General features: G+C 73.3%; 22 protein-coding genes. 9 read left to right on the forward strand and 13 right to left on the reverse strand.

The annotated features are described in order from the left end of the window. Positions 1-8: 8 nt before the first annotated feature. From AB1207_RS13235 to AB1207_RS13275, 9 genes are all read right to left on the reverse strand, one after another. Positions 9-1,001 carry an FKBP-type peptidyl-prolyl cis-trans isomerase gene (locus AB1207_RS13235; RefSeq protein WP_367638842.1) on the reverse strand — a complete coding sequence of 331 codons (993 nt, stop codon included), beginning with the start codon at positions 999-1,001 and terminating at the stop codon, positions 9-11. Positions 1,002-1,074: 73 nt separating this feature from the next. Then, positions 1,075-2,436 (reverse strand): Pup--protein ligase, encoded by a 1,362-nt coding sequence (gene pafA / locus AB1207_RS13240; protein ID WP_367638843.1) that lies wholly within the window; start codon positions 2,434-2,436, stop codon positions 1,075-1,077. Positions 2,437-2,496: 60 nt separating this feature from the next. Further along, the gene (gene prcA, locus AB1207_RS13245) at positions 2,497-3,210 is read right to left on the reverse strand and encodes a proteasome subunit alpha (RefSeq protein WP_367638844.1); all 714 of its coding nucleotides are present in this window, start codon (positions 3,208-3,210) and stop codon (positions 2,497-2,499) included. 3 nt (positions 3,211-3,213) lie between these two features. Next, the gene (prcB, locus tag AB1207_RS13250; protein ID WP_367638845.1) at positions 3,214-4,086 is read right to left on the reverse strand and encodes a proteasome subunit beta; all 873 of its coding nucleotides are present in this window, start codon (positions 4,084-4,086) and stop codon (positions 3,214-3,216) included. A 65-nt stretch (positions 4,087-4,151) separates the two neighbouring features. After that, positions 4,152-4,361: a ubiquitin-like protein Pup gene (locus AB1207_RS13255; RefSeq protein ID WP_367638846.1), complete on the reverse strand. Its 210-nt coding sequence runs from the start codon at positions 4,359-4,361 to the stop codon at positions 4,152-4,154. 130 nt (positions 4,362-4,491) lie between these two features. Beyond that, positions 4,492-6,066 (reverse strand): depupylase/deamidase Dop, encoded by a 1,575-nt coding sequence (gene dop, locus AB1207_RS13260; protein ID WP_367638847.1) that lies wholly within the window; start codon positions 6,064-6,066, stop codon positions 4,492-4,494. Positions 6,067-6,089: 23 nt separating this feature from the next. Further along, a complete protein-coding gene (locus AB1207_RS13265; RefSeq protein WP_367638848.1) occupies positions 6,090-7,286 on the reverse strand; it encodes an ABC transporter permease in 1,197 nt (398 codons plus the stop codon). After that, positions 7,283-8,035, reverse strand: a complete 753-nt coding sequence (locus AB1207_RS13270) for an ABC transporter ATP-binding protein (protein ID WP_367638849.1) — start codon at positions 8,033-8,035, stop codon at positions 7,283-7,285. The genes AB1207_RS13265 and AB1207_RS13270 overlap by 4 nt, the downstream gene beginning before the upstream one ends. After that, the gene (locus AB1207_RS13275) at positions 8,032-9,459 is read right to left on the reverse strand and encodes an efflux RND transporter periplasmic adaptor subunit (RefSeq protein ID WP_367638850.1); all 1,428 of its coding nucleotides are present in this window, start codon (positions 9,457-9,459) and stop codon (positions 8,032-8,034) included. Before AB1207_RS13275 ends, AB1207_RS13270 begins: the two co-directional genes overlap by 4 nt. A gap of 126 nt (positions 9,460-9,585) precedes the next feature. Between AB1207_RS13275 and AB1207_RS13280 the strand changes: the two genes are divergently transcribed. Together AB1207_RS13280 and AB1207_RS13285 are read left to right on the forward strand one after the other, a co-directional pair. Beyond that, a complete protein-coding gene (locus AB1207_RS13280; RefSeq protein WP_367638851.1) occupies positions 9,586-10,122 on the forward strand; it encodes an NUDIX domain-containing protein in 537 nt (178 codons plus the stop codon). A 38-nt stretch (positions 10,123-10,160) separates the two neighbouring features. Then, complete coding sequence (locus AB1207_RS13285; RefSeq protein ID WP_367638852.1) at positions 10,161-11,228, forward strand: acyltransferase family protein; 1,068 nt, start codon at positions 10,161-10,163, stop codon at positions 11,226-11,228. Here AB1207_RS13285 and arc read toward each other — a convergent pair. Further along, a complete protein-coding gene (gene arc, locus AB1207_RS13290; RefSeq protein WP_367638853.1) occupies positions 11,225-12,910 on the reverse strand; it encodes a proteasome ATPase in 1,686 nt (561 codons plus the stop codon). The two genes, AB1207_RS13285 and arc, sit on opposite strands and share 4 nt — an antisense overlap. Before the next feature lie 239 nt (positions 12,911-13,149). Here arc and AB1207_RS13295 point away from each other — a divergent pair, with 239 nt between their 5' ends. From AB1207_RS13295 to AB1207_RS13310, 4 genes are all read left to right on the forward strand, one after another. Beyond that, positions 13,150-14,412, forward strand: coding sequence for a kynureninase (locus AB1207_RS13295; protein ID WP_367638914.1), 1,263 nt, complete (start codon positions 13,150-13,152; stop codon positions 14,410-14,412). Beyond that, positions 14,409-15,257 carry a tryptophan 2,3-dioxygenase gene (kynA, locus tag AB1207_RS13300; protein WP_367638854.1) on the forward strand — a complete coding sequence of 283 codons (849 nt, stop codon included), beginning with the start codon at positions 14,409-14,411 and terminating at the stop codon, positions 15,255-15,257. Before AB1207_RS13295 ends, kynA begins: the two co-directional genes overlap by 4 nt. Next, positions 15,257-16,378, forward strand: a complete 1,122-nt coding sequence (locus tag AB1207_RS13305) for an alpha/beta hydrolase (RefSeq protein ID WP_367638855.1) — start codon at positions 15,257-15,259, stop codon at positions 16,376-16,378. The genes kynA and AB1207_RS13305 overlap by 1 nt, the downstream gene beginning before the upstream one ends. A 76-nt stretch (positions 16,379-16,454) precedes the next feature. After that, positions 16,455-17,495: a YihY/virulence factor BrkB family protein gene (locus tag AB1207_RS13310; protein ID WP_367638856.1), complete on the forward strand. Its 1,041-nt coding sequence runs from the start codon at positions 16,455-16,457 to the stop codon at positions 17,493-17,495. On the opposite strand, the gene AB1207_RS13315 is transcribed toward AB1207_RS13310, so the two are convergent. Further along, the gene (locus tag AB1207_RS13315; RefSeq protein WP_367638857.1) at positions 17,406-18,392 is read right to left on the reverse strand and encodes a bile acid:sodium symporter family protein; all 987 of its coding nucleotides are present in this window, start codon (positions 18,390-18,392) and stop codon (positions 17,406-17,408) included. The two genes, AB1207_RS13310 and AB1207_RS13315, sit on opposite strands and share 90 nt — an antisense overlap. A gap of 10 nt (positions 18,393-18,402) precedes the next feature. After that, positions 18,403-19,752, reverse strand: a complete 1,350-nt coding sequence (locus AB1207_RS13320) for a M20/M25/M40 family metallo-hydrolase (RefSeq protein ID WP_367638858.1) — start codon at positions 19,750-19,752, stop codon at positions 18,403-18,405. Between the two features lie 53 nt (positions 19,753-19,805). Here AB1207_RS13320 and AB1207_RS13325 point away from each other — a divergent pair, with 53 nt between their 5' ends. The 3 genes from AB1207_RS13325 (at position 19,806) to AB1207_RS13335 (ending at position 22,908) form a co-directional block, all read left to right on the forward strand. Beyond that, positions 19,806-20,648, forward strand: coding sequence for a sulfurtransferase (locus tag AB1207_RS13325; protein WP_367638859.1), 843 nt, complete (start codon positions 19,806-19,808; stop codon positions 20,646-20,648). Beyond that, the gene (locus tag AB1207_RS13330) at positions 20,645-21,493 is read left to right on the forward strand and encodes an aminoglycoside phosphotransferase family protein (protein WP_367638860.1); all 849 of its coding nucleotides are present in this window, start codon (positions 20,645-20,647) and stop codon (positions 21,491-21,493) included. The genes AB1207_RS13325 and AB1207_RS13330 overlap by 4 nt, the downstream gene beginning before the upstream one ends. 146 nt (positions 21,494-21,639) lie before the next feature. After that, on the forward strand, positions 21,640-22,908 hold the full coding sequence (locus AB1207_RS13335; protein ID WP_367638861.1) for an HNH endonuclease: 1,269 nt from the start codon (positions 21,640-21,642) through the stop codon (positions 22,906-22,908). On the opposite strand, the gene AB1207_RS13340 is transcribed toward AB1207_RS13335, so the two are convergent. Continuing rightward, the gene (locus tag AB1207_RS13340; protein ID WP_367638862.1) at positions 22,793-23,416 is read right to left on the reverse strand and encodes a histidine phosphatase family protein; all 624 of its coding nucleotides are present in this window, start codon (positions 23,414-23,416) and stop codon (positions 22,793-22,795) included. The two genes, AB1207_RS13335 and AB1207_RS13340, sit on opposite strands and share 116 nt — an antisense overlap. Between the last annotated feature and the right edge of the window lie 60 nt (positions 23,417-23,476).

Genomic DNA, 23,476 nt, shown 5'->3' on the forward strand with positions numbered 1-23,476 from the left:
TGGTCGGCTCAGAACCCGTCGAGGACGTCCACGACGAAGACCAGGGCACCGGCCGGTGCCCCCGGGTTCTGCGGTTCGTCGCCGTAGGCCTGGGCGGCGGGGATCACGAGCTCGACGCGGCTGCCGATCTTCTGCCCGATGAGCCCGGTGTCCCAGCCCTCGATGACGTTCTTCTGCCCGATGACGAAGGAGAACGGCTGGCCCTTGGACCAGGACTGGTCGAAGACCTGCCCGTCCGCGAGGCGGGCGCCGAGGTACTGCACGGACAGGTTCATGCCCGAGGTGACGGCCGGGCCGGTGCCCTCGATGAGGGGCTGCACCACGAGGTCCGCCGGCGGCGTCTCGTCGGTGATGGTGAAGCCGGTGGGGACGCCCTTGTCGTCCGTCACGACGGTCGGGAGCCCGGCCGGCGGCGTCACCGGGGTGCCCTCGGCCATCGTCGGGACGATCTTCACGACGTCGGCGACGACGACGATCGTCGTGCTCGCGTCGACGTTCTCCTTGCCGAAGTTCTTCACGGCGTCGCCGAAACCGTCGCTGGGCGCGATGGCGATGACGACGCGGTCGCCCACGTTGGTGCCGACGAAGCCGCGGGCCAGGCCCATGGTGATCTTCGGCAGGTCGAAGCGGGCCGGGGTCTTGCCGTAGCTGGAGTCGAGCTCCTCGCCCGTCGACCCGGCGTACAGGGTGTAGGCGAAGGCGATCTTGTCGGTCGCCTCCACCACCGGCCCGGTGCCCTTGGCGACCACCTTGCGGGAGGTCTCCGTCACCGACAGCGGCGCGGTGATGGCGACGGTCGGCTTGACGTCGGGGTTGACCTCGCCACTGACCTGGACGGGCAGCGCGTCGTCGGTCACCGCCGGCTCGATCGTGTTCGCCGAGGCGGACGCCGAGGCGGTCTGCTCACTCGGGGTCGGGGTGTCGCCCTCGGACGCGCACGCGCCCAGCAGGGACATCGCCAGGGCGGCGGACGCGGACATCAGGGCGGTACGGCGGCGCACGAAGGTCCTCACTCATCGACGGGTCGAACCGTGTCAGCCTAACCGCGGACCCTGGGCGTCCGCCGACCGTCCCTCACATGCTGTCGATGAGCCGTTCCACTCTGTCGTCGACGGCCTTGAACGGGTCCTTGCACAGGACGGTGCGCTGGGCCTGGTCGTTGAGCTTGAGGTGCACCCAGTCCACCGTGAAGTCGCGGCGCTTCTCCTGCGCGGCGCGCACGAAGTCCCCGCGCAGCTTGGCGCGCGTCGTCTGCGGCGGGACGCTGAGGGCCTCGAAGACCTCGATGTCCGAGCAGACCCGCTCGGCCATGCCCCGGTTGGCGAGCATGTAGTGCAGCCCGCGACCGCGGTGGATGTCGTGGTAGGCGAGGTCGAGCCGCGCGATGCGCGCAGACGTCAGCGGCAGGTCGTGCTTGGCCATGTACCGGTCGAGCAGCTTCTTCTTGATCACCCAGTCGACCTCGCGGTCGACCAGGGAGAAGTCCTGCGTCTCCACCGCCCGCAGCGCCCGCTCCCACAGGTCCAGGACCCGTTTCACGGTCGGCGTCTGCAGCCCGCGGTGCTCGACGAACTCCTTGGCCCGCTCGAGGTACTCGCCCTGGATCTCCAGCGCGCTCGCCTCACGGCCGTTGGCCAGCCGGACCGGTTTGCGGCCCGTCAGGTCGTGCGAGATCTCCCGGATCGCCCGGATCGGGTTCTCCATCGTCATCTCGCGCAGCGGCACGCCCTCCTCGACCATCCGCAGCACGAGGTCGGTCGCACCGAGCTTGAGCATCGTCGTGGTCTCGGACATGTTCGAGTCGCCGACGATGACGTGCAGGCGCCGGTACCGCTCGGCGTCGGCGTGCGGTTCGTCGCGCGTGTTGATGATCGGGCGGCTGCGGGTCGTCGCGCTGGAGACGCCCTCCCAGATGTGGTCGGCGCGCTGCGACAGCGAGTACACCGCCCCCCGCGGGGTCTGGACGACCTTGCCGGCCCCCACGATGAGCTGGCGGGAGACCAGGAACGGGATGAGGACGTCCGAGAGCCGGCCGAACTCCCCGTGCCGGGACACGAGGTAGTTCTCGTGGCAGCCGTAGGAGTTGCCCGCCGAGTCGGTGTTGTTCTTGAAGAGGAACACCTCCCCGGCGATCCCCTCCTCCTCCAGCCGCCGCTCGGCGTCGATCAGCAGACCCTCCAGGGTCCGCTCACCGGCCCGGTCGTGCACGACCAGCTGACGCACGTCGTCGCACTCGGGCGAGGCGTACTCGGGGTGCGAGCCCACGTCCAGGTACAGACGTGCCCCGTTCTTGAGGAACACGTTGCTCGAACGGCCCCACGACACGACCTTGCGGAACAGGTACCGCGCCACCTCGTCCGGGGACAGCTTGCGCTGTCCCTCGAAGGCGCAGGTGACGCCGAACTCCGTCTCCAGCCCGAAGATCCGGCGATCCATTTCCCCACCTTAGGCACACGGGCGCCGTGCGGCGCAGCGAGACGCGCGAACTGGACCCCTCTAGCCGACAGGCGTCAGCAGCCCCGCCAGGACCGGTCCGGTGAGCCGGCGGAACGTGCGGCGCTCGCGGCTGCGGTCGAGCACCGCGACCTCGAGCTGGTCAGCGGCGATGGGCCGCGGCCCCTGGCCGGCGGCCTCGGCGGCCGCGTCCGAGCCCAGGGCCTCCACGGCCAGCTGCAGCGCCTGGGCCAGGGACAGCCCCGGCTCCCACCGCTCCCGCAGCTTGGCGGTGATCTGCTCGGCCGAGCCACCCATCGCGACGAACCCGTGCTCGTCGGCGACGGACCCGTCGTAGGTGAGGCGGTAGACCTGGTCGGTCTCGGGGGTCCGGCCCACCTCGGCGACGACGATCTCGACCTCGTAGGGCTTGGACTCCGTCGTGAAGATGGCGCCGAGCGTCTGGGCGTAGGCGTTGGCCAGCCCCCGCGCGGTGACGTCGGAGCGGTCGTAGGAGTACCCGCGCACGTCGGCGTACCGGACGCCGGCCACCCGCAGGTTCTCGAACTCGTTGTACTTGCCGACCGCGGCGAAGGCGACGCGGTCGTAGATCTCGGAGATCTTGTGCAGCGCCCGGGAGGCGTTCTCGGAGGCGAAGACGATGCCGTCGGCGCAGGCGACGACGACGACGGCCCGGCCGCGCGCGATCCCCTTGCGCGCGTAGTCCGCCTTGTCCTTCATCAACTGCTCGGGCGAGACGTAGAAGGGCACGCTCATCGCTCAGGCCTCCTGTCCCGTGATGCCGGGGTTGCCCCCGGGGTTGCCCCGCCGGCCGGCCACGACGGCCTCGACGACGGGTTCGAGCTCGGCGTCGGGGACCTTGCGGAACCCGGCGGCCGTGACGACACCCACGACGGGCCAGATCTTGCGCAGCAGGTCCGGGCCGCCGGTGGCGGAGTCGTCGTCGGCGGCGTCCCACAGGGCCTCGACGGCCACGCGGACGGTCTCGGCCTCGGTCATCCCCGGCCGGTACAGCTTCTTCAGGGCGCCGCGGGCGAAGATCGAGCCGGACCCCACGGTGTGGTGGTCGCGCTCCTCGGAACGGCCGCCGGTCACGTCGTAGCCGACGATGCGGCCGCGGCCGGCGTCGAGGTCGTACCCGGCGAACAGCGGGACGACGGCCAGGCCCTGCATGGCCAGGCCGAGGTTGCCGCGGATCATGGTCGAGAGGCGGTTCGCCTTGCCCTCGAAGGACATCAGCGTCCCCTCGAGCTTCTCGAAGTGCTCCAGCTCGACCTGGAACAGCCGGATCATCTCCACGGCCAGCCCCGCGACGCCGGCGATCCCGGCGCAGGAGTGCTCGTCGGTCTGGAACACCTTGGTGATGTCGCGCTGGGCGATCATCGGGCCCGCGGTGGCGCGGCGGTCCCCGGCCATGACCACCCCGTCGGCGAAGACCAGCGCGACGATCGTGGTGGCGTGCGGGGCCTCCCCCGCTCCCGGGCCGCCGCCGGGCAGCGCACCGGCCGGCAGCACGCGGGCCGCGGGGAGGACGTTCGGCGAGTACTCGCGCACGAACTCGGTGAAGGACGACGACCCGGGCCGCAGGAACGCGGCCGGCAACCGTCCCGACTGGTCGCTGGAGTGGTTCACCCCAGCGACCCTACCTGCGCCCCGTGCGCCCCGCGGGGGCGCACCACGCGGGGGTCTCGCGGGGCCTACTGGCCGCCCTTCTGCACGAAGCCGCGCACGAACTCCTCGGAGTTGGACTCCAGGACCTCGTCGATCTCGTCGAGCAGGGCGTCGACGTCGGCGTCGGTCTCGGAGCTCTTGGCGGACGTCTGGCCCGACCCCTGCGCGGGGACCGCGGGGACGTCCTCAGACTCGTCCTCGCGCCGGCTCGGGCGCTGCTGCTCCTGTCCAGGCATGGCTGGCTCCCCCTGACGTGTCGGACCCCACCGGACCAGCCGGTCCGGTTCCTGCCACGACACTAACCCCGCACCCGGTCCCGCGGCCCGATCTGCGCGCCAGGTCACCCCGGAGGGTCACCCCGGTGGGTCACCCGGTGAGCGCCGCGACGAGGTCCTCGGCGGTCTCGCAACGGTCCAGCAGGGCCCCGACGTGCTCGCGGGTCCCACGCAGCGGTTCCAGGGTCGGCACCCGCTGCAGCGCGCCGCGCCCGGCGACGTCGAAGATCACCGAGTCCCAGCTCGCGGCCGCGACCCGGGCGCCGTAGCGCGCCAGGCACTCCCCGCGGAAGTAGGCGCGGGTGTCCGTCGGGGGGTGGTCCACGGCGTGGCGGACGTCCTCCTCCCTCAGGAGCGTCTCGACCTGGCCGCGCTCGGCCAGCTTGCGGTGCAGGCCCTTCTCGGGGCGCACGTCGGACCACTGAAGGTCGACGGCCTGCAGGCGGGCGTTGTCCCAGTCCAGCCCGTCGCGGGAGCGGTACCCCTCCAGCAGGCGCAGCTTGGCGATCCAGTCGACCTCGCGGGCCGCGGAGAACACGTCGGTCTCCAGCCGGCCCAGCACCTGCTCCCAGCGCGTGAGGACCTCGGCGGTGTCGGCGTCGACGTCCGCGCCGTAGCGGTCCTCGACGTAGGCCTTCGCCGCCTCCAGGTAGGCCCACTGCAGCTGGACGGCGCTCATCCGGCGGCCGTCGCGCAGCCGGACGAGGTGGGTCAGGCCGGGGTCGTGCGACACCTCGTGCAGGGCCCGGACCGGTTCGGACAGGGGCAGGTCCCCGGCCGGGCTGCGCTCCAGCCAGCCGTCCTCGAGCATCGCCAGGACGAGGGAGGTGGTGCCGACCTTCAGCAGCGTGGCGACCTCGCACATCGTGGCGTCGCCGACGATGACGTGCAGGCGGCGGTACTTCTCCACGGTCGCGTGCGGTTCGTCGCGGGTGTTGATGATGGGCCGCTTCATCGTCGTCTCCAGGCCCACCTCGACCTCGAAGAAGTCGGCGCGCTGGCTGATCTGGAACCCCGCCTCGCGCGAGTCCTGGCCCAGCCCGACGCGGCCGGCGCCGGTGAACACCTGCCGGGAGACGAAGAACGGCGTGAGGTGGCGCACGACGTCGCCGAACGGCGTCGCGCGGTCCATGAGGTAGTTCTCGTGGGTGCCGTAGGAGGCGCCCTTGCCGTCGGTGTTGTTCTTGTAGATCGTCACCGGCGTCAGCCCGGGCGTGGCGGCGACGCGGCGCAGCGACTCCAGCAGGATCAGCTCTCCCGCCCGGTCCCAGCGCACGGCGTCGCGCGGGGTGAGGACCTCCGGGGAGGAGTACTCGGGGTGGGCGTGGTCGACGTAGAAGCGCGCCCCGTTGGTGAGGATGACGTTGGCCATCGTGGGGTCCTCGGTCTCTGCGCTCACCACGTCGGAGGCGTTGGGCGTCGCCCGGCGCGGGGCGTCGGTGAGCTGGGAGGGGTGGGCCCGGGCGCGGTCGACCTCGAAGCCGCGGGCGTCGCGCAACGGGGCCTCGTCCTCGTAGTCCCAGCGCGGCCGGGACCGTCCGCCGGCCGTCGCGGTGGCGTAGGCGTTGACGACCTGGGCCGACAGCAGCATCGGGTTCGCCCCGGGATCGCCGGGGACCGAGATCCCGTACTCCGTCTCGATCCCCACCACGCGGCGCACCGTCATGCCGCGACCCTACGTGCCGGCTCCTACTCCGTCCGCAGCGCCACCACCGGGTCCAGCCGCCCGGCGCGACGGGCGGGGAACACGCCGAAGAAGATGCCGACGGCGGCGGAGACGACGAAGGCCACCACGGGGCTCCACCACTCGATGACGGCCGGCAGCGGGGACAGCTCGTTGACGCCGACCGAGACGGCGACCCCGATGACGATGCCGATGACCCCGCCGACGCTCGTCAGCAGGACGGCCTCGACGAGGAACTGCACGAGGACGTCGCGCTGGCGGGCGCCGAGGGCCTTGCGCAGCCCGATCTCCCGCGTCCGCTCCCGGACCGAGACGAGCATGATGTTCGAGACGCCGACCCCGCCGACGAGCAGGGAGATGCCGGCGATCGAGGCGAGCACGGCCGTCAGCAGCCCGAGGATCTGGCCGATGACGCCGAGGATCTGCGTCTGGGTCACCGCCGAGAACGTCTGGTCGGGGTACTGCGCCTTCATCGCCCGCCACAGCTCCTCGGACAGCTGCGGCACCTGCGCGGCCGACGGCGCCTTGACCGCGAACGCGTCGACGCGGTCGAGGGAGAACAGCCGCTGGGCGGTGGTGATGGGGATGTGGATCTCGTTGTCCAGGGACACCCCGAAGCTCTCGCCCTGCTCGGCGAGCACCCCGATGACCTCGAAGCGGGTGCCCGAGACGGTGACCTGCCGCCCGACGGGGTCGGTGCCGGGGAACAGGTTGCGGGCGGCCTGGGCCCCCAGGACTGCGACGCGGCGGCGGGAGTCGACGTCGAGGGAGGTGAAGTACTGCCCGTCGGCGACCGGCCGGGTCAGGACCTGCGGCAGGTTCTGGTCCGCGCCCTGGACCGTCGTGAACTGCTCGCGGGTCCCGGCGCGCACCTCCGCCCCCGTCGTGACGCGGGCCGTGACGGCGCGCGGGTCGCCGACGACGTCGGCCAGCACCTGCCCGTCCTTGATCTGCATCGTGGACGTCGCGGCGGCGTTGTTGCCCAGGTTGTTCGTGTCGAACTGCCCGGGCACGACGAGGATGAGGTTCGAGCCCAGACCCTCGACCTGCGACTCGATCTGCTGGCGCGCCCCGGACCCGATCGAGACGACGACGATGACGGCGGCGATCCCGATGATGATGCCGAGCATCGTCAGCAGGCTGCGCACCCGGTTGCCGCGCAACGCGTCCAGTGCGACGCGGAACGCCTCCCACCCCTTCACGGCTCCCCCACCGAGCCCTTCGCCGAGTCGTGCTCGACGAGCCCGTCGCGCACCCGCACCTGCCGGCGCGCGCGGCCGGCGACCTCGTCGTCGTGGGTGACCAGCACGACGGCGACGCCGCGCTCGGAGTTCAGCTCCTCCAGGATCCGCATGACCTCGGCCCCGTTGCGCGAGTCCAGGTTCCCCGTCGGCTCGTCGGCCAGGAGGATGCGCGGTTCGCCCACGAGGGCGCGGGCGATGGCGACGCGCTGCTGCTCCCCGCCGGACATCTGGGTGGGCCGGTGGGTGAGGCGGTGCCCGAGGTTCACCGCCTGCAGCGCCGCGGCCGCGCGCTCCTTGCGCTCGGGCGCCTTGACCCCGCGGTACAGCAGGGGCAGGCCGACGTTGTCGAGGGCGCTGGACCGCGGCAGCAGCTGGAACGCCTGGAACACGAACCCGATCTCCCGGTTGCGCAGCTCGGCCAGCTCGGCGTCGGACAGGTCGGCGACGGTGCGCCCACCCACCCGCAGCACGCCCGAGGTGGGGCGGTCCAGGCAGCCCAGCAGGTGCATGAGCGTGGACTTGCCGGACCCGCTGGGCCCGATGATGGCGGCGTACTCCCCCTCGGCGACGGTGAAGCTGACCCCGCGCAGCGCGTCGACGGTGGTGTCGCCGAACCGGTAGGACCGGGTGACGTCGACGGCCTCGATGGCGGCGGCGGCCGTGGCGGCCCCGGACGGCCCGGTGCGGTCAGTGGTGCCGTGGGTCACGAGACCTGCTGCCCGGGGGTCACGTCGGCGGCCCCGTCGGTGACGACCCGCTCGCCCTGCTGCAGCCCCTCGGTGATCTCCACGTCGGCGTCACCGCGCACGCCGACCGTCACGTCGCGCCGCTCGGCCTTGCCACCGCTGACGACCCAGACGCTGTCGGACTCCTTGGACCCGTGCGGGGACCCCGCGCGCAGGATCGCCGAGGCGGGGACCTCGACCACCCCGGTCACGCTCTGCACGACGAGGGACACCGTCGCGCTCATCCCCGGCAGCGGCGTGGCCGCCGGCGCGCCGTCCGGGCCGGTGCCGCCGTCGTAGCTGAGCCGCACCGTGTAGGTCACCGACCCGCCGCTCCCGCTCTTGGCCGTGGGGTCGACGCTGGTGACGGTGCCGCGGTACTGCGCGCCGTCGACGGCGTCCACCGCGACGTCGGCCTTCACCCCGGGAGTCACCTGCAGGACGTCGGTCTCGTCGACGTCGGCCGTCAGGCTCAGCGTGGAGGCGTCGATGACCGTCACGAGGGTCGACCCCTGCGACACCGCCGCCCCCTGGGTCAGGACGGGCGCCCCGGCGGCGGAGGTGTCCCCGCCCCCACCGGCGCCCGACGGCAACGACAGACCGCTGCCGGCCAGCAGCTGCTCGGCCCCCGCGGGCAGGGACGAGCCACCGCCACCACCGGAGGCACCGAGCGAGACCCGCCCGGAGATGGGCGCCGTGACGGTGAGGGCGTCGACCGTGGCCTGCGCGGCGGCGACGGCCGCGCGCGTCTGCACCCGCTGGGCCGAGCCCAGCGAGGCCACCGCGGTGTCGAGGTTGCCCAGGCCCGCGTTGACCTGGTCGACGAGGGCCTGCGTCTGGGACGCCAGCAGCTGGTACTGCGTGCGGGAGGACTGCACCGCCGCCAGCGCCGCGGCCTGGGCCGCCGGGTCGGCGATCGTGCGCGCCTGCGTCTCGGCCTCGGCGAACCGGGCCTCGGCGTCGCGCTGGGCCGAGCGCTGGGCCGCCGACAGCTGCGAGGGCGTCATCGCCGAGCCCGAACCCGAGCCCGACCCGCTCTTGGCCGCCTCGGCGTCGGCGGACTTCGCCTGCTCCAGCGCCTGCACGGCCGAGGGTGAGTCGATCGTCATGAGCACCTGACCGGCCTGGACCTCCTGGCCGTCGGTCACCGCCAGCGTCGCCACCGACCCGGACGCGGGAGCGGTCAGGACCGAGGACGCCCGCGGCTGGACCTGGCCGGCGGCGTCGACGACCTGCTGCACGTCACCGCGGGTCACCTCGCCCGTCCCGATCCGGGCGGCGTCGTCCCCCGAGCTGCACCCCGCCACGACCAGCGCGGCGGCCGTGCCGACGGCGGCGACCGACAGGCCCCGGGCCGCGGAACGTCGGGGGCCGGGGGCGGATCCGGGACGGGTGAGGGCTCGCACGCGGTCACACTAAGCCGTGCTCCGGCCCGCGGAGTCCCCCGCAGGGCGTGGGTGCAGGGCACCGCACGTCCACCCTGGGTCGCACGACCCCCGCGACCTCCGACGCGCTGTCGTACCCTCGCAACGGTGAGTGAGATCGTCGACCTCTACGACCCCTCCGACGCCGCCGGGCGCGTCACCGGGACCGCACCGCGCAGCGAGGTCCGCGCCCGCAACCTCCCGCACGCCGCGACCGGCGTCCTGCTGCGCCACCCCGACGGTCGCGTCCTGGTCCACCGCCGCACCGACACCAAGGACGTCAACCCCGGCGCCCACGACTGCTTCGCCGGCGGCGTCGTCGACGCCGAGGAGGCACCCCCGCAGGCGGCCCGTCGCGAGCTGCGCGAGGAGCTCGGCCTGGACCTCCCCCTGACCCCCGTCCTGAGGCGCTGGTACCGCGACGAGGCGACCCACTACCTGGCGTTCGTCTACGAGGCCCGCTGGGACGGCACGCCGCTCACCCTGCAGCCCAGCGAGGTCACCGACGCCTGGTGGGACGATCCGGCCACGCTCCGTCGACGCCTGGACGACCCCACGTGGCCTTTTGTGCCTGACACCCGCCGGCTCTTGGACCACTGGCCGCGGTGGTGGCAGGATCCGGCCCGCCCTGTGACCGAACCGTGATCCCGCTGTGGGGTCGCGAGCCACCGTGACGGAGACCCGTGACCCCCAGCCCCCGCCCGACCGGCCCCACGACCGTTCGTCTGGACTGGGTCGACACGGCCCGCGGCGCCGCCATCGTCCTCGTCGCCACCCACCACGCCGTCCTCTTCGCCACCGCCGAGGGACTCGGCCACCCCGCGTGGACCGCGTTCGACGAGACCCTCCGCCTCCTGCGGATGCCGCTGTTCTTCTTCCTCTCAGGCCTCCTCGCCGTCCGCGCCGTCCACCGGCCCTGGGCGGACCTGCTGCGCCGCCGGGTCGGCAACGACCTGTGGGTCTACCTGCTGTGGGCCACCGCCGCCTTCCTCGCCTTCACCGCGATGCCCTACGCCCGCGACGACCTGCCCACCGGCGCCCGTGGCTGGCTCGACGACACCGTCCTGCTGCCCGGCAACGGCGCCTGGTACCTCCTCGCCCTCGCCCTGTACCTGCCGGCCGGACGGCTGCTGCGGGCCGTCCCCACCGCCGTCCTCCTCCCGGCCGCCGCGGTCCTGGCCGCCGCCTTCGGCCCCGGTCAGCTCGTCCGGTACTCCTTCGTCTGGAGTGACGTCGCCACGCTCTTCGTCTTCTTCGTCGCCGGGCTGCGGCTGCGCGACCTCGCCCTGCGGTCCAGCGCACGCGTCCCCGGTCCGGTGCCCGTCGTCGCAGGCGCGGGCGCCACCGCGGCCCTCGCGCTCGCCGTCACCGGGCTCGGCCTCACCCAGGTCCCCGGCGTCCGCCTCCTGGTCGGCGCCGCCGCCGTCGTGGCCGGCTGCGCCGTCGCCGTCCGCCTGGCCCCCACCCGCACCGGGCGCGCCCTGGCCGACGTCGGCCGCCGCACGCTGCCCGTCTACGTCACCCACGAGCTCGTCCTGGGCGTCCTCGTGCTCGCCCTCGCCCCGGCCGCCGGCACCGCGCTGGCCGCACCGCTGTCGCTGGTCGCCCCGGCGCTCCTCGTCGCCGCGGCGCTCGCGGTCTGCCTGCCCCTGCGGACGCCGCTGACCCGGGTGCCGTGGCTCCTGCACGCGCCGTGGGCCGCACCCCGGCAACCCCGGGTGCGGCCCACGGCGGAACGGGTGGGCGTCTAGAGGTACTGCCCCGTGTTGGCGACCGTGTCGATCGACCGGCCCGCCTCGGTGCCCTTCTTGCCCTGCATGAGGGTGCGGATGAAGACGATCCGCTCTCCCTTCTTGCCCGAGATGCGCGCCCAGTCGTCCGGGTTCGTCGTGTTCGGCAGGTCCTCGTTCTCCTTGAACTCGTCGATGCACGCGCTCATGAAGTGCTCGACCCGCAGACCCCGCTGCTGGGAGGTCAGCAGGTCCTTGATGGCCATCTTCTTGGCGCGGTCGACGATGTTCTGGATCATGGCGCCGGAGTTGAAGTCCTTGAAGTAGAGGACCTCCTTGTCGCCGCCGGCGTAGGTGACCTCCAGGAACTCGTTCTCCGGGGTGTCGGTGTACATGCGCTCCACCGTCGCCTGGATCATCGCGTCCACCGTCGCCTGCGCGTCCCCGCCGTTGACGGCCAGGTCGTCGGCGTGCAGCGGCAGGTCCGGCGTCAGGTACTTGGAGAAGATCTGCCCGGCGCTCTCGGCGTCCGGACGTTCGATCTTGATCTTCACGTCCAGGCGCCCGGGCCGCAGGATCGCGGGGTCGATCATGTCCTCGCGGTTCGAGGCCCCGATGACGATGACGTTCTCCAGCCGCTCCACCCCGTCCAGCTCCGAGAGCAGCTGCGGCACGATCGTCGTCTCCACGTCCGAGGAGACCCCCGACCCGCGGGTGCGGAACAACGACTCCATCTCGTCGAAGAAGACGACGACGGGCGTGCCGCCGCTGGCCTTCTCCCGCGCCCGGGCGAAGATCAGCCGGATGTGCCGCTCGGTCTCCCCGACGTACTTGTTGAGCAGCTCCGGGCCCTTGATGTTGAGGAAGTAGGCGTTGGCCTGGGTCTGCCCGCGCAGCTCCGCGGCCTTCTTCGCCAGCGAGTTCGCGACCGCCTTGGCGATGAGCGTCTTCCCGCAGCCGGGCGGGCCGTACAGCAGGATCCCCTTCGGAGGCCGCAACCCGTGCTCCCGGAACAGGTCCGCGTGCAGGAACGGCAGCTCCACCGCGTCGCGGATGGCCTCGATCTGCGGGCCCAGACCACCGATGTCCTCGTAGTCGATGTCGGGCACCTCCTCCAGGACCAGCTCCTCGACCTCGGCCTTGGGGATGCGCTCGAAGGCGAACCCCGACCGGGTGTCGATGGTCAGGGAGTCCCCGACCCGCAGCGGGCCGTCCAGCAGCGGGCCCGCCAACCGCACCACGCGCTCCTCGTCGGCGCGGGCCAGCACGAGCGCCCGCCCGTCCGCCAGGACCTCCTTGACCGACGCCAGCTCACCCGTGCGCTCGTACTCGAACGCGGCGACGACGTTCATCGCCTCGTTGACCATGACGTCCTGACCGGGCTGCAGCGAGTCCAGGTCGACGGCGGGGCTGACCGCCACGCGCATCCGCCGGCCGGCCGACATGATGTCCGCCGTCCCGTCCTCGCCGCCGACCTGCAGGAAGGTGGCGAACTGGGCCGGCGGCTGACCGAGCCGGTCGACCTCGGACTTCAGCGCGACGATCTGGTCGCGGGCCTCGCGCAACGTGGAGGCCAGCCGGTCGTTCTGGGCGCTGACCTGGGCGAGTCGGGTGCGGGCCGCCCCGAGCTGTTCCTCGAGGGCAGCGAGGTGGCGGGCGTCCCGCTCACCGCCACCGCCGAAGCGGCGTGTGGGCTCCGTCATGGCGCATCTCCCGTCCTGGGTGGTGCATTCGACCCTAACCCGCACCCTGCGGATCGCGCGGCGGTATCGGGTCGGCGCGTCACGCCCGGTGGCCCCGTGCAGCAGAACGTGACCTCCCCGCAACGTGCCGGACACGTCCCCCGCTCGCAGGGCCCGTCGGGGACACTGGTCGCGCACCACCCGCCGCGTCGACCTGGAGGACAACCGTGACCGCGACCGAGCAGGAGCTGACGGGGGACCTGGCGGACTGGGCCGCCCGCGCCGCCGCCCTCGACGCCGCCGACCCCCTCGCCGGCCACCGCGACGAGTTCCTCCTCGACGCCGCCCCCGCCGTCTCCGCCTACCTCGACGGCAACTCCCTCGGCCGCCCCCTCAAGGCCACCGCCGACGCCGTCGACCGCTTCGTCCACCACGAGTGGGGCGGCCGGCTCATCCAGGGCTGGAGCGGCGACACCCACGTCCCCGACGGCGGCTGGATGGACTGGCCGCTCGACCTCGGCGACCGCGTCGGCCACGCCGCCCTCGGTGCCGCCGCCGGGCAGACCGTCGTCGCCGACTCCACCACCGTCCTCTTCTACAAGCTCGTCCGCGCCGCCGCGGACCACGGCCTGCGCGAGGGCCGCGACGAGGTCGTCTGCGACACCGACAACTTCCCCACCGACCGCTTCGTCCTCGAAGGCGTCGCCGCCGAACGCGGCCTCACCCTGCGCTGGATCGAGACCGACCCCGCCGCCGGCGTCACCCTCGAGCAGGTCCGCGCCGCCGTCGGGCCCCGCACGGCGCTCGCGACCTTCAGCCACGTCGCCTACCGTTCCGGCCACCTCGCCGACGCCCAGGCCATCACCCGCGCCGTCCACGACGCCGGCGCCCTCGTCCTGTGGGACCTGTCCCACTCCGCCGGCTCCGTCCCCCTCGAGCTGGACGCCTGGGGCGTCGACCTCGCCGTCGGCTGCACGTACAAGTACCTCAACGGCGGCCCCGGCGCCCCCGCGTTCGCCTACCTCGCCGCGCGCCACCACGGCGTGCTGCACCAGCCCGTGCAGGGCTGGATGGGCCACGCCGACCCCTTCGACATGGGCCAGGGCTACCAGCCCGGACCCGGCGTCCGGCAGCTCGTCTCCGGGACCCCGCCCATCCTGGGGATGGTCCCCGTGCGCGTCGGCGTCGAGCAGCTCGAACGGGCCGGCATCCACGCCGTCCGCGAGAAGTCCCTGCTGCTCACCGGGTTCGCCGTCGAGCTCGCCGACGCCCTCCTCGCCCCGCACGGCGTCGAGGTCGTCACCCCCCGCGACCCGGCCAGCCGCGGCGGGCACGTCACCGTCCGCTCCGGCAGCAGCGGCGCCGACTTCCGCGACGTCACGCAGCGGCTGTGGGCCGACGGCGTCGTCCCCGACTTCCGCACCCCCGACGGGATCCGCCTCGGCCTGGCCCCCCTGTCCACCAGCTTCGGCGAGGTCCTCGACGGGGTCGTCGCCCTCGAACGCCTGGTCCGGTCGGCGTGAGCGAGAACACCCGGGCCGTGGAGTCCGGCGTCGTCACCGACTTCACCCGGGACATGTCCTACGGCGAGTACCTCCACCTCGACGAACTCCTCGCCGCCCAGCACCCCCTGTCCGTCCCCGAGCACCACGACGAACTGCTCTTCATCGTCCAGCACCAGACGTCGGAGCTGTGGCTCAAGCTCGTGCTGCACGAACTGCGCTCCGCCGTCCGCGCCATCGGCGCCGACGACCTCAAGACCGCGCTCAAGAACATCGCCCGCGTCAAGCACATCCAGCGCACCCTCACCGAGCAGTGGTCCGTCCTGGCCACCCTCACCCCCACCGAGTACGCCCAGTTCCGCGGCTTCCTCGCGAACTCCTCGGGATTCCAGTCCCACCAGTACCGCGCCGTGGAGTTCGTGCTGGGCAACAAGAACGCCGCCATGCTCGACGTCTTCGCCCACGACGCACCGCGCCACGCCGAGCTCGCCGAACTGCTGCACGCCCCCAGCCTGTACGACGAGTTCCTGCGGTTCCTCGCCCGTCGCGGGCACCCCGTCCCGACCGCCCTGCTCGAGCGCGACGTCACCCGCGCCCACGTCATGGCCCCCGACCTCGTCCCCGTCTTCCGGCGAATCTACGAGGACGCGCAGACGCACTGGACCGAGTACGAGGCCTGCGAGGAACTCGTCGACCTCGAGGAGAACTTCCAGCTCTGGCGGTTCCGCCACCTCAAGACCGTCGAACGCACCATCGGCTTCAAGCGCGGCACCGGCGGGTCCTCCGGCGTCGACTTCCTCGCCCGCGCCCTCGACCTCACGTTCTTCCCCGAGCTGTACGCCGTCCGCACCGAGATCGGGTCCTGATGACCCCCCTCCCGGGCCCTCTCCCCGGTCTCGTCGCGGTCGCCGCGCCCGGCGTCCTCGCCGGGTCCCGCACCGCTCGCGAGGTCTTCGACGCCGCCCTGCGGGCCCGCGGCCTGCACGGCTCCCTCGTCCTCACCACCGACGCCGACGAGTTCCGCGCCGCCCTGACCACCGCCGCCGGCACCGGGGAGTTCCTCCTCGTCACCGGCGACGACACCCCCGCCGACAGCCTCCTCGGCGACCTCGACACCACGGTGGTCCGCGTCGACGTCGACGCCCGCGACCTCGACCCCTCCCCCCGCGTCCGCCGGCACGTCCGGTGGCGCGGCACCGCCGGGCTGCGGTTCGCCGTCGAGGACTGGTACTTCGAGCGCACCTCCCCCGCCCAGCGCGTCCCCTACGGACCCGACCCCGACCAGTACGCCCACCTGCGCCTGCCCGACCCGGCCGTCCACGGCCCCGGACCGCACCCCGTCGCCGTCCTCGTCCACGGCGGCTACTGGCGCTCGCGCTGGGAGAACGACACCCTGCACGCCGCCGCCACCGACCTCACCGCCCGCGGGTTCGCCACCTGGAACCTCGAGTACCGCCGCCCCGACCGGCACGGCTGGGACGCCACCACCGCCGACGTCGCGGCCGGGTACGCGGCGCTGGCTCAGGTCGAGGCTCCGCTCGACCTGAACCGCGTGGTGACGCTGGGGCACTCCGCCGGCGGCCAGCTCGTCGGCCGGCTGACGGCCGACCTGCCGGTGGGCGCCAAACCCGCGCTGACGGTGTCGCTCGCGGGGTGCCTGGACCTGCACTCGATCCACGCGCGGGCCCTGTCCGAGCACGCGGTGGCGGGCGCGCTCGGCGGGACGCCGGAGGAGCTGCCGGACCTCTACGCGGCGTCGTCCCCGCTCACCCGGCTGCCGCTCGGAGCGCCCGTGGCGGTCGTGTGCTGCCGTGGGGACGACCCGGACCTGCTGGACGCCTCGCGACGGTTCGCCGACGCCGCGCGGGCCGCTGGTGACGAGGTGCACGACGTGGAGGACGAGGGCGACCACTTCTCCGTCGTCGACCCGGGCAGTGCCGTGTGGGCGCAGGTCGTGCAGCTGCTGGTGGACGAGGTGCGGGGCTGAGAGGTCCCCCGTACCCTCGTCCCGCACGGTCGAGGTCACGGTCGGGCACCGGGCGGCGGAGGGCGGGAACAGGTCGATGTCGTCGGTCTCGAGGATCGACGGGTTCCAGCGTCGGCACCCCGTCGTCGGCTACCCCCTGGCGGTCGTCTACAAGTTCTTCGAGGACCAGGGCGCCTACCTCGCCGTCATCATCACGTACTACGGGCTGCTGAGCCTCGTGCCGCTGCTCCTGCTGCTGTCGACGATCCTCGGGTTCGTCCTGGCGGGGAACCCGGGCGCGCAGGACGCCATCGTCAACTCCGCGGTCTCGCAGATCCCGGTCATCGGCAAGGAGATCGGTGACCCCGGGGCCGTCGGCGGAGGTGGCGTCGGGTTGGCCATCGGCATCGTCGGCGCCCTCTACGGGTCCCTCGGGGTGGGGCTGGCGGTGCAGAACGCCGTGAACACCGCGTGGGGCATCCCGCGCAACGAACGCCCCAACCCGTTCAAGGCGCGGTTGCGGAGCTTGCTGCTCATGGTGACGGCGGGGTTGTTCGTCGTCGGGACGACGGTGCTCAACGCGGTCCTGTCGGACCTGTTCACCGGGACCCTGGCCTCCATGGCGAGTCGGCTCGGCTACACAGTCCTCGCCGGGGTGGGTTTCACCTTCGCCTTCTGGCTCGCCGCGGCGCACCGCCCTCCGTTCCGCACCATCCTGCCGGGGGCCGTCCTCATGGCTGTCCTGTGGCAACTGCTGCAGATCTTCGGTCTCGGTCTGGTCACCCTGGTCGGGGAACGCAGCAGTGTGTCCAACCAGGTCTTCACCGCGGTCCTCGGCCTCATCGCGTTCTTGTTCGTCACCTCCGTCTGCGTCGTCCTGTGCGTCGAGATCGACGTCGTGCGCAGTCGTCGCCTGTACCCGCGGGCGCTGCTCACCCCCTTCACCGACGCCGTCGAACTCACCGCGGGCGACCAGCGCGCCTACACCCGCATCGCCAAGGCGCAGCGGCACAAGGGGTTCGAGAAGGTCCACGTCGAGTTCGGGGAGTCACCCCTCGAGCAGCGGCGTGCGGCCGAGGCGGCCGGCGAGGAACGAGCAGACGGTGATCTGGAGCGGGTGGTAGAGGATGACCGGTAGGGCCACCAGACCCACGACGTGAGGGTCGAACAGCACCGTCGCCATCGGCAGCCCCGTCGCCAGCGACTTGTTCGACCCGCAGAACGCGATGGTGACCCGGTCCGCGCGGTTCGCCCGCCACAGCCGCGGAACCCACCACGCCACGGCGAGGACGGCGGCCAGGAACGCGGCCGCGCACAGCACGACGACGACGACCTCGGCGACCGTGACCTCCTGCCAGACCCCCTGCCGGACCCCGCGGCTGAACGCGGCGTAGACCACGGCGACGATGACGCCGCGGTCCAGCAGGGTCAGCCTGCGCTTGTGGGCGCGCACCCAGTCCCCGATCCAGCGGCCCGCGACGAGGCCGACGAGGAACGGCACGAGGAGCTGCAGCAGGATCCGGCCCACCGCGCCCGCGTCCGGGCCGGCGCCGCTGGACCCGAGGAGCACCGCGGCCAGCAGCGGGGTGAGCCCGATCCCGGCGAGGTTGGAGACGGTGGCGCTGACGACGGCCCCCGGCACGTTCCCGTGGGCCATGGCGGTGAACACGACGCACGACTGGACCGTCGAGGGCAGCGCCGAGAGGAACAGCAGCCCCGCCACCAGACCGTCGTCGAGCAACCCGCCGACCACGAACGCCATGAGCAGCCCCAGCAGCGGGAACAGCAGGAACGTCGTCGCGCCGACGGCGCCCTGCAACCGCCAGTTCCGCAGGCCGGCGACGGCTTCGGCCGGGGCCATGCGGGCGCCGTAGACGAAGAAGAGGATGCCGACACCGACCGTCGTGCCCCAGGAGAACCCGGTGGCGACGACGCCACCGGCCGGCAGCAGGGCGGCGACGAGGACGGCCGTCAGGATGGCGACCACGAAGGGTTCGACGCGGCGCAGGACGGGGACCTCGGACCAGCGGCGCACGCGCGGAACCCTACTGCCGGGGGCCGGAGCCGTTGCCCAGGGCCGTGAACAGGGAGAGCACCGTGCGCAGCCCGTCGCGGGCGACCTCGACGGGCAGGGGCTCGTCGGCTGCGTGCTGACCGCAGCCCGGGTAGGAGTGCGGGACCCACAGCGTCGGCAGGCCGAGGACGTCGGTGAAGACGCCGTTGGGCAGCGTGCCGCCGAGGCTCGGCAGGACGACGAGCCGGCCGTCGGTGGCCGGCTCCAGGACCGAGCGCGCCCACCGCACCCACGGGTCGGACAGCGGCGTGCGGCTGGCCGGTTCGCCGTGGGCGCGGACGGTGACCTCGGCGAACCCGTGCGCGTCGAGGTGCTCGCGCAGGACCTCCTCGAGTCGGCCGACGTCCGTGCCGGCGACGTGGCGGAACTGCAGGACGGCCCGCGCCCGGCCGGGGATCGCACCGACGGGGTGGTCGACGTCGCCGGCGCCGAGGGCGAGGACCTCGAGGGTGTTCCCGGCGTGCAGGCGTTCGGCGGGTGTGCGGTCCGGATCGCCCCAGCCCGGGGAGTTCTCGGGCTCGGGGACCGCTCGCAGCGCGGCGCGGACCTCGTCGTCGACCGGCGGGGCCTGCAGCGCCGGGACCTGCAGGCGGCCGTCCCCGTCGACCAAGGAGGCCACGGCCGCGGCGAGCGTCGTCGCCGGGTTGCGCAGGACGCCGCCCCAGTTGCCGGAGTGCCGGGCGTCCGGGCGCAGGTCGACGTCGAGCTGGACCTGCGCGGCCGCGCGGGTGCCGAGGAACAGGGTGGGACGGTCGGCGGCCACCCGCGGGCCGTCCGAGGCGACGAGGACGTCGGCCCGCAGGTCGTCGCGGTGGGCGGCTGCGAACTCCGCGAGGCCGGGCGACCCGACCTCTTCCGCCGATTCCACGAGGACGGTGACGTTGAACCCCAGCCGGCCGCGGTGGGCCAGCAGCAGCCGCAGCGCCGCCAGGTTCAGCAGGTGCTGCCCCTTGTTGTCGGCACTGCCCCGGCCGTACCAGCGGTCCCCCTCCCGCGTGAGCGTCCACGGGTCGAGGTCGGCGCGCCAGGGGATCGAGACGTCCACGACGTCGGCGTGGCCGTACAGCAGGACCGTCGCCAGGTCCGGGTCCTCCCGACGCGTGGCGAGGAGGAACGGCGCCGCCGTCTCGTGCACCGCGACCTGGAACCCGCTGTCCCGCAGCGTCGGTCCGAGCTGGTCGGTCAGGTAGGCGAGGACGTGCGGCCGGCCGGACGGGTCGCTGCTGACCGTGCGGTGGGCCACCGCACGGGCCAGGTCGGCCTCGAACTCCCCACCGGTGACGTAGGTGTCGGCGGCCAGGCGCAGGTCCTCGGGGAGCACGCGCGCAGGCTACGGGCCTCGTCGCGGAGGCAGGCGTGCGGCACAGTGGCGCCATGACCGGTCCGCTGATCGACGTCCACGCGCTGCAGCACGAGCTCGCCGGCGAGGACCCGCCCGTCCTGCTCGACGTGCGCTGGGCGCTCGGCGGTCCCGACGGCGCGTCGGAGTACGCCGCCGGCCACCTGCCGGGGGCGGTCTACGTCGACCTCGACACGCAGCTGTCGCGTCCTCGCCGCGCCGGCGAGGGACGGCATCCGCTGCCCGATCCCGTCGCGCTGCAGGAGGTGCTGCGGGACGCCGGGGTCCGTACCGGTTCCCGGGTGGTCGTGTACGACGCCGCCGCGTCGACGAGCGCGGCCCGGGGCTGGTGGGTCCTGCGCTGGGCGGGGCTGCAGGACGTGCGGGTGCTCGACGGCGGGCTGGCGGCGTGGACGGCCGCCGGGTTCGAGGTGGCCACCGCGGTGCCGCTGCCCGAGCCCGGCGACGTCGAGGTCGTCCCCGGCGCGCTGGCGGTGCTCGACGCGGGGCAGGTCGGCGACCTCGCCCGGACCGGCCTGGTGCTCGACGCCCGGGCGGCCGAGCGCTACCGCGGTGACGTCGAACCCGTGGACCCCGTGGCCGGGCACGTCCCCGGTGCGGTGAACTCCCCCACGACGGCGAACGTCTCGACGGACGGCACCTTCCTGTCCCCGGCCGACCTGCGTTCCCGGTTCGCGGCCGCGGGCGTCGGTTCCGGAGCTCCCGTCGGCGTGTACTGCGGGTCCGGGGTGACGGCGGCGCACACGCTCCTCGCGCTGGAGGCCGCCGGGTTCTCCGGAACCCTCTACCCGGGGTCGTGGTCGGAGTGGGTCGCCGACCCCGCCCGGCCGGTCGCGACGGGCGCCGACCCGGGGTGATCGTCGAGCGGGTGGCCGACGGCGTCTCGACCGTCGTCCACCGCGTCCGGACCCGCGGGCGGACGTGGTACCTCCGGTTCGGCGAGGAACCCGAGGACGACCTCTGGACCGACGCGGAACTGCACGCGCGCCTGCTCGCGGCCGGAGTTCCCGTACCGCGCTTCGTCGCCGTCGCGTGGGTGCCGGACGCGGACCGGTCGGCAGGCCTGACGACCGAGGTGCCCGGCGGACCGCTCACGGACGTGCGGCACGCCCCCGCGGTGCTGGAGGTGGCGGGACGACACCTGCGGACGGTGAACTCGTTCCCGGTCGACGGTTTCGGGTTCGTCCGGCGCCGGGGTCCGGGGTGGCCCCTGCGGGGTGAGTTCACCACGCACGAGGATTTCGTCCGGTCGCACCTGCCGCATCCCTGGCCGGGACGGTTGGGCGCGTTGTTCTCCGTGGACGAGCTGGACCGGCTCGCTGGGTTCGTCGAGGACCAGGTGGCACTCGACGTCCCCCCGACGCTGGTGCACGGGGACTTGGACGTGACTCCCGTGTTCTGCGTCGGAGCGCAGTTCACCGGGTTCATCGACTTCGGTGAGGCCCGCGGCGCCGAACCGTGGTTCGACCTCGCACACTTCCTGCTGCACGACGGCGAAACCCTGCCCGCCGGCCTGCTGCCGCACCTCCTGCGGGGGTACGGACCGACCGTGGGTGAGGACGCACTGCGGCGCAGTGCCGCCCTCCTCGGGCTGCGGCAGCTCTGCCGGTGGTTGGGTCCGCTGCGCGAACTGTCCGACGACCACCCGCAGGTGCGGCACCGGGTCTGGAGGTTGCGGGAACTGCTCGACGACCCGGAGTGAGGTTCCTCCGAGCCTGTGGACGGTGGACCACACCGTGTCGGAAGTGGCTGGTACAACTGGGACGGGGCAGGCTGGATCTACGGGAACCGTTGCAGCACAACGTGTTCAGCCTTGCCAGCGTCGCGGCCCTGGCGTACTCTCACGCCATGACACCTGCGGCTGCACCCCTGGAGCAGATGACTCCCGCGCAGCTGATCGACGTCATCACCGACACCGAACGACAGGTCCGCGCCCTGCTGGCCCGCCAGGTCCAGGCCACCGCCCGCTACGCCCAGCTCATGACCGGACGCGCCGGCGGGGACAGCGCCACCACCCGCGAGATCGCCCTGGCCCGGCAGGTGTCCCCCTCCACCGGCACCGCACTCGTCGCGGCCGCCACGGTGCTGGTCCAGGACATGCCCATCACCTTGGCCGCGCTGGCCGAGGGGCTCATCACCGAACGCGCCGCCCGCGACGTGGTCACCGCCACCACCCACGTCAGCGCCGCCGACCGCGCCCTCATCGACGCGCGGATGCGGCGGGAGTACCGCCGACCCGGCGTCGGGCCTCGCTACCTCGCCGGCGCCGCCCGCGCCCTGGCCGACGCCGCCGACCCGGCCGCGGCGGTCGAGAGGAACCGTCGAGCCGAGGGCACTCGCCGCTGCACCGTCCGCCCCGGCGCCGACCACATGACGTTCTTCACCGCCGTGGGCACCCCGGCCGCCAACCTCACCCTGCTCACCACCCTGCGCCACGCGGCCACCGAGCAGTTGCGCGCTGACCCGAGTGACCAGCGGAGCGAGGACCAGGCGATGTACGACGTCCTGTTCGCCCGCGTCACCGGCACCGAGATCGTCACCGGCAGCATCACCGGGCAGGTCCCGGTCACCGTGGAGCTGGTCATGGACGAGGCGGCACTGCTGCGGGAGGGGACCACCTCGGCGCGGGTCTGGTGCGAGGGCATCGACGGCGGCCCGATCCCCGCGCAGCAGGCGCGGGAGATGGTTCTGGACGCCGCCGAGAGGGAGCGGACCTGGGTCCGGCGGCTGTACCGCAGGCCAGGAACCGACGAGCTGGTCGCGATGGACGCGAAGTCCCGGCTGTTCCCACCGGCCCTGGCCCGCTTCCTCAGAAGACGGGATCAGCGGTGTGCGACGCCGTGGTGCGAGGCGCCGATCCGGCACGTCGACCACGTCACCCCCTGGTCCCGTGGAGGGACGACGAGCATCGCGAACGGGCAGGGGCTGTGCCGCTCGTGCAACTACACCAAGGACCTGCCCGGGTTCAGCACAACCAGCGACGACCTGGGCAGGACGACACTCACCACGAGAACGGGGCACCGGTACCGGAGAGAACCACCCCCGGTCCTGGGGCACCCCACCCTGTCCGAACGACGTCGACGCGACCGTCGGCGCTCAGGAAGCGCAGTGCCGTGACGGCGCCGTCCCGGAACTCGGGGCGGACCCCCTCGCCGTGCGCGAGCGGCGGACCCCAGCCCGCGGTGGACGCGTGCGGCAGCGCCGCCACCAGCGCCAGTTCGACGGCGCCGCCGTGGCCCACGAGGAGCGCCTCCTCGCCGTCGGCGCACGCCTGGACCGTCGCGGTCCAGACGCCGAGGTGCGCCTCCGCGACCGCCCGCAACTCGGCGTCGGCGCGCACGAGCCGGCCCAGCTGCGCGAAGGGGTCCGGCCACGCCCACTGGGCGTGCCGGGGAAAGCCTGGTTCCCGGTACCAGTCCGGGAACTCGACCGTCTCGTCGACGGCGCACCCCATCGCCAGGGCGGTCTCCACCCCGCGGGGGACGTGGCTCGTCACCACCCGCGCGTACGGGCCGCCCGACCACGTGGCGGCGAGCTCGACGCCGGCCTGGGACAGCTGCGACCCCCGACCACGGCCGGGACCCTTCTTCGTGAGGCTGTGCCGTCGTACGTCGAGCGTGCGCACCCGGGAACGATCCCAGACCACGTCCCCCACCCCCTCCCCGGCCCACCGGCCAGCGTGTAG

Source organism: Kineococcus endophyticus (genome assembly GCF_040796495.1).
Taxonomy (GTDB): Bacteria; Actinomycetota; Actinomycetes; order Actinomycetales; family Kineococcaceae; genus Kineococcus; species Kineococcus endophyticus.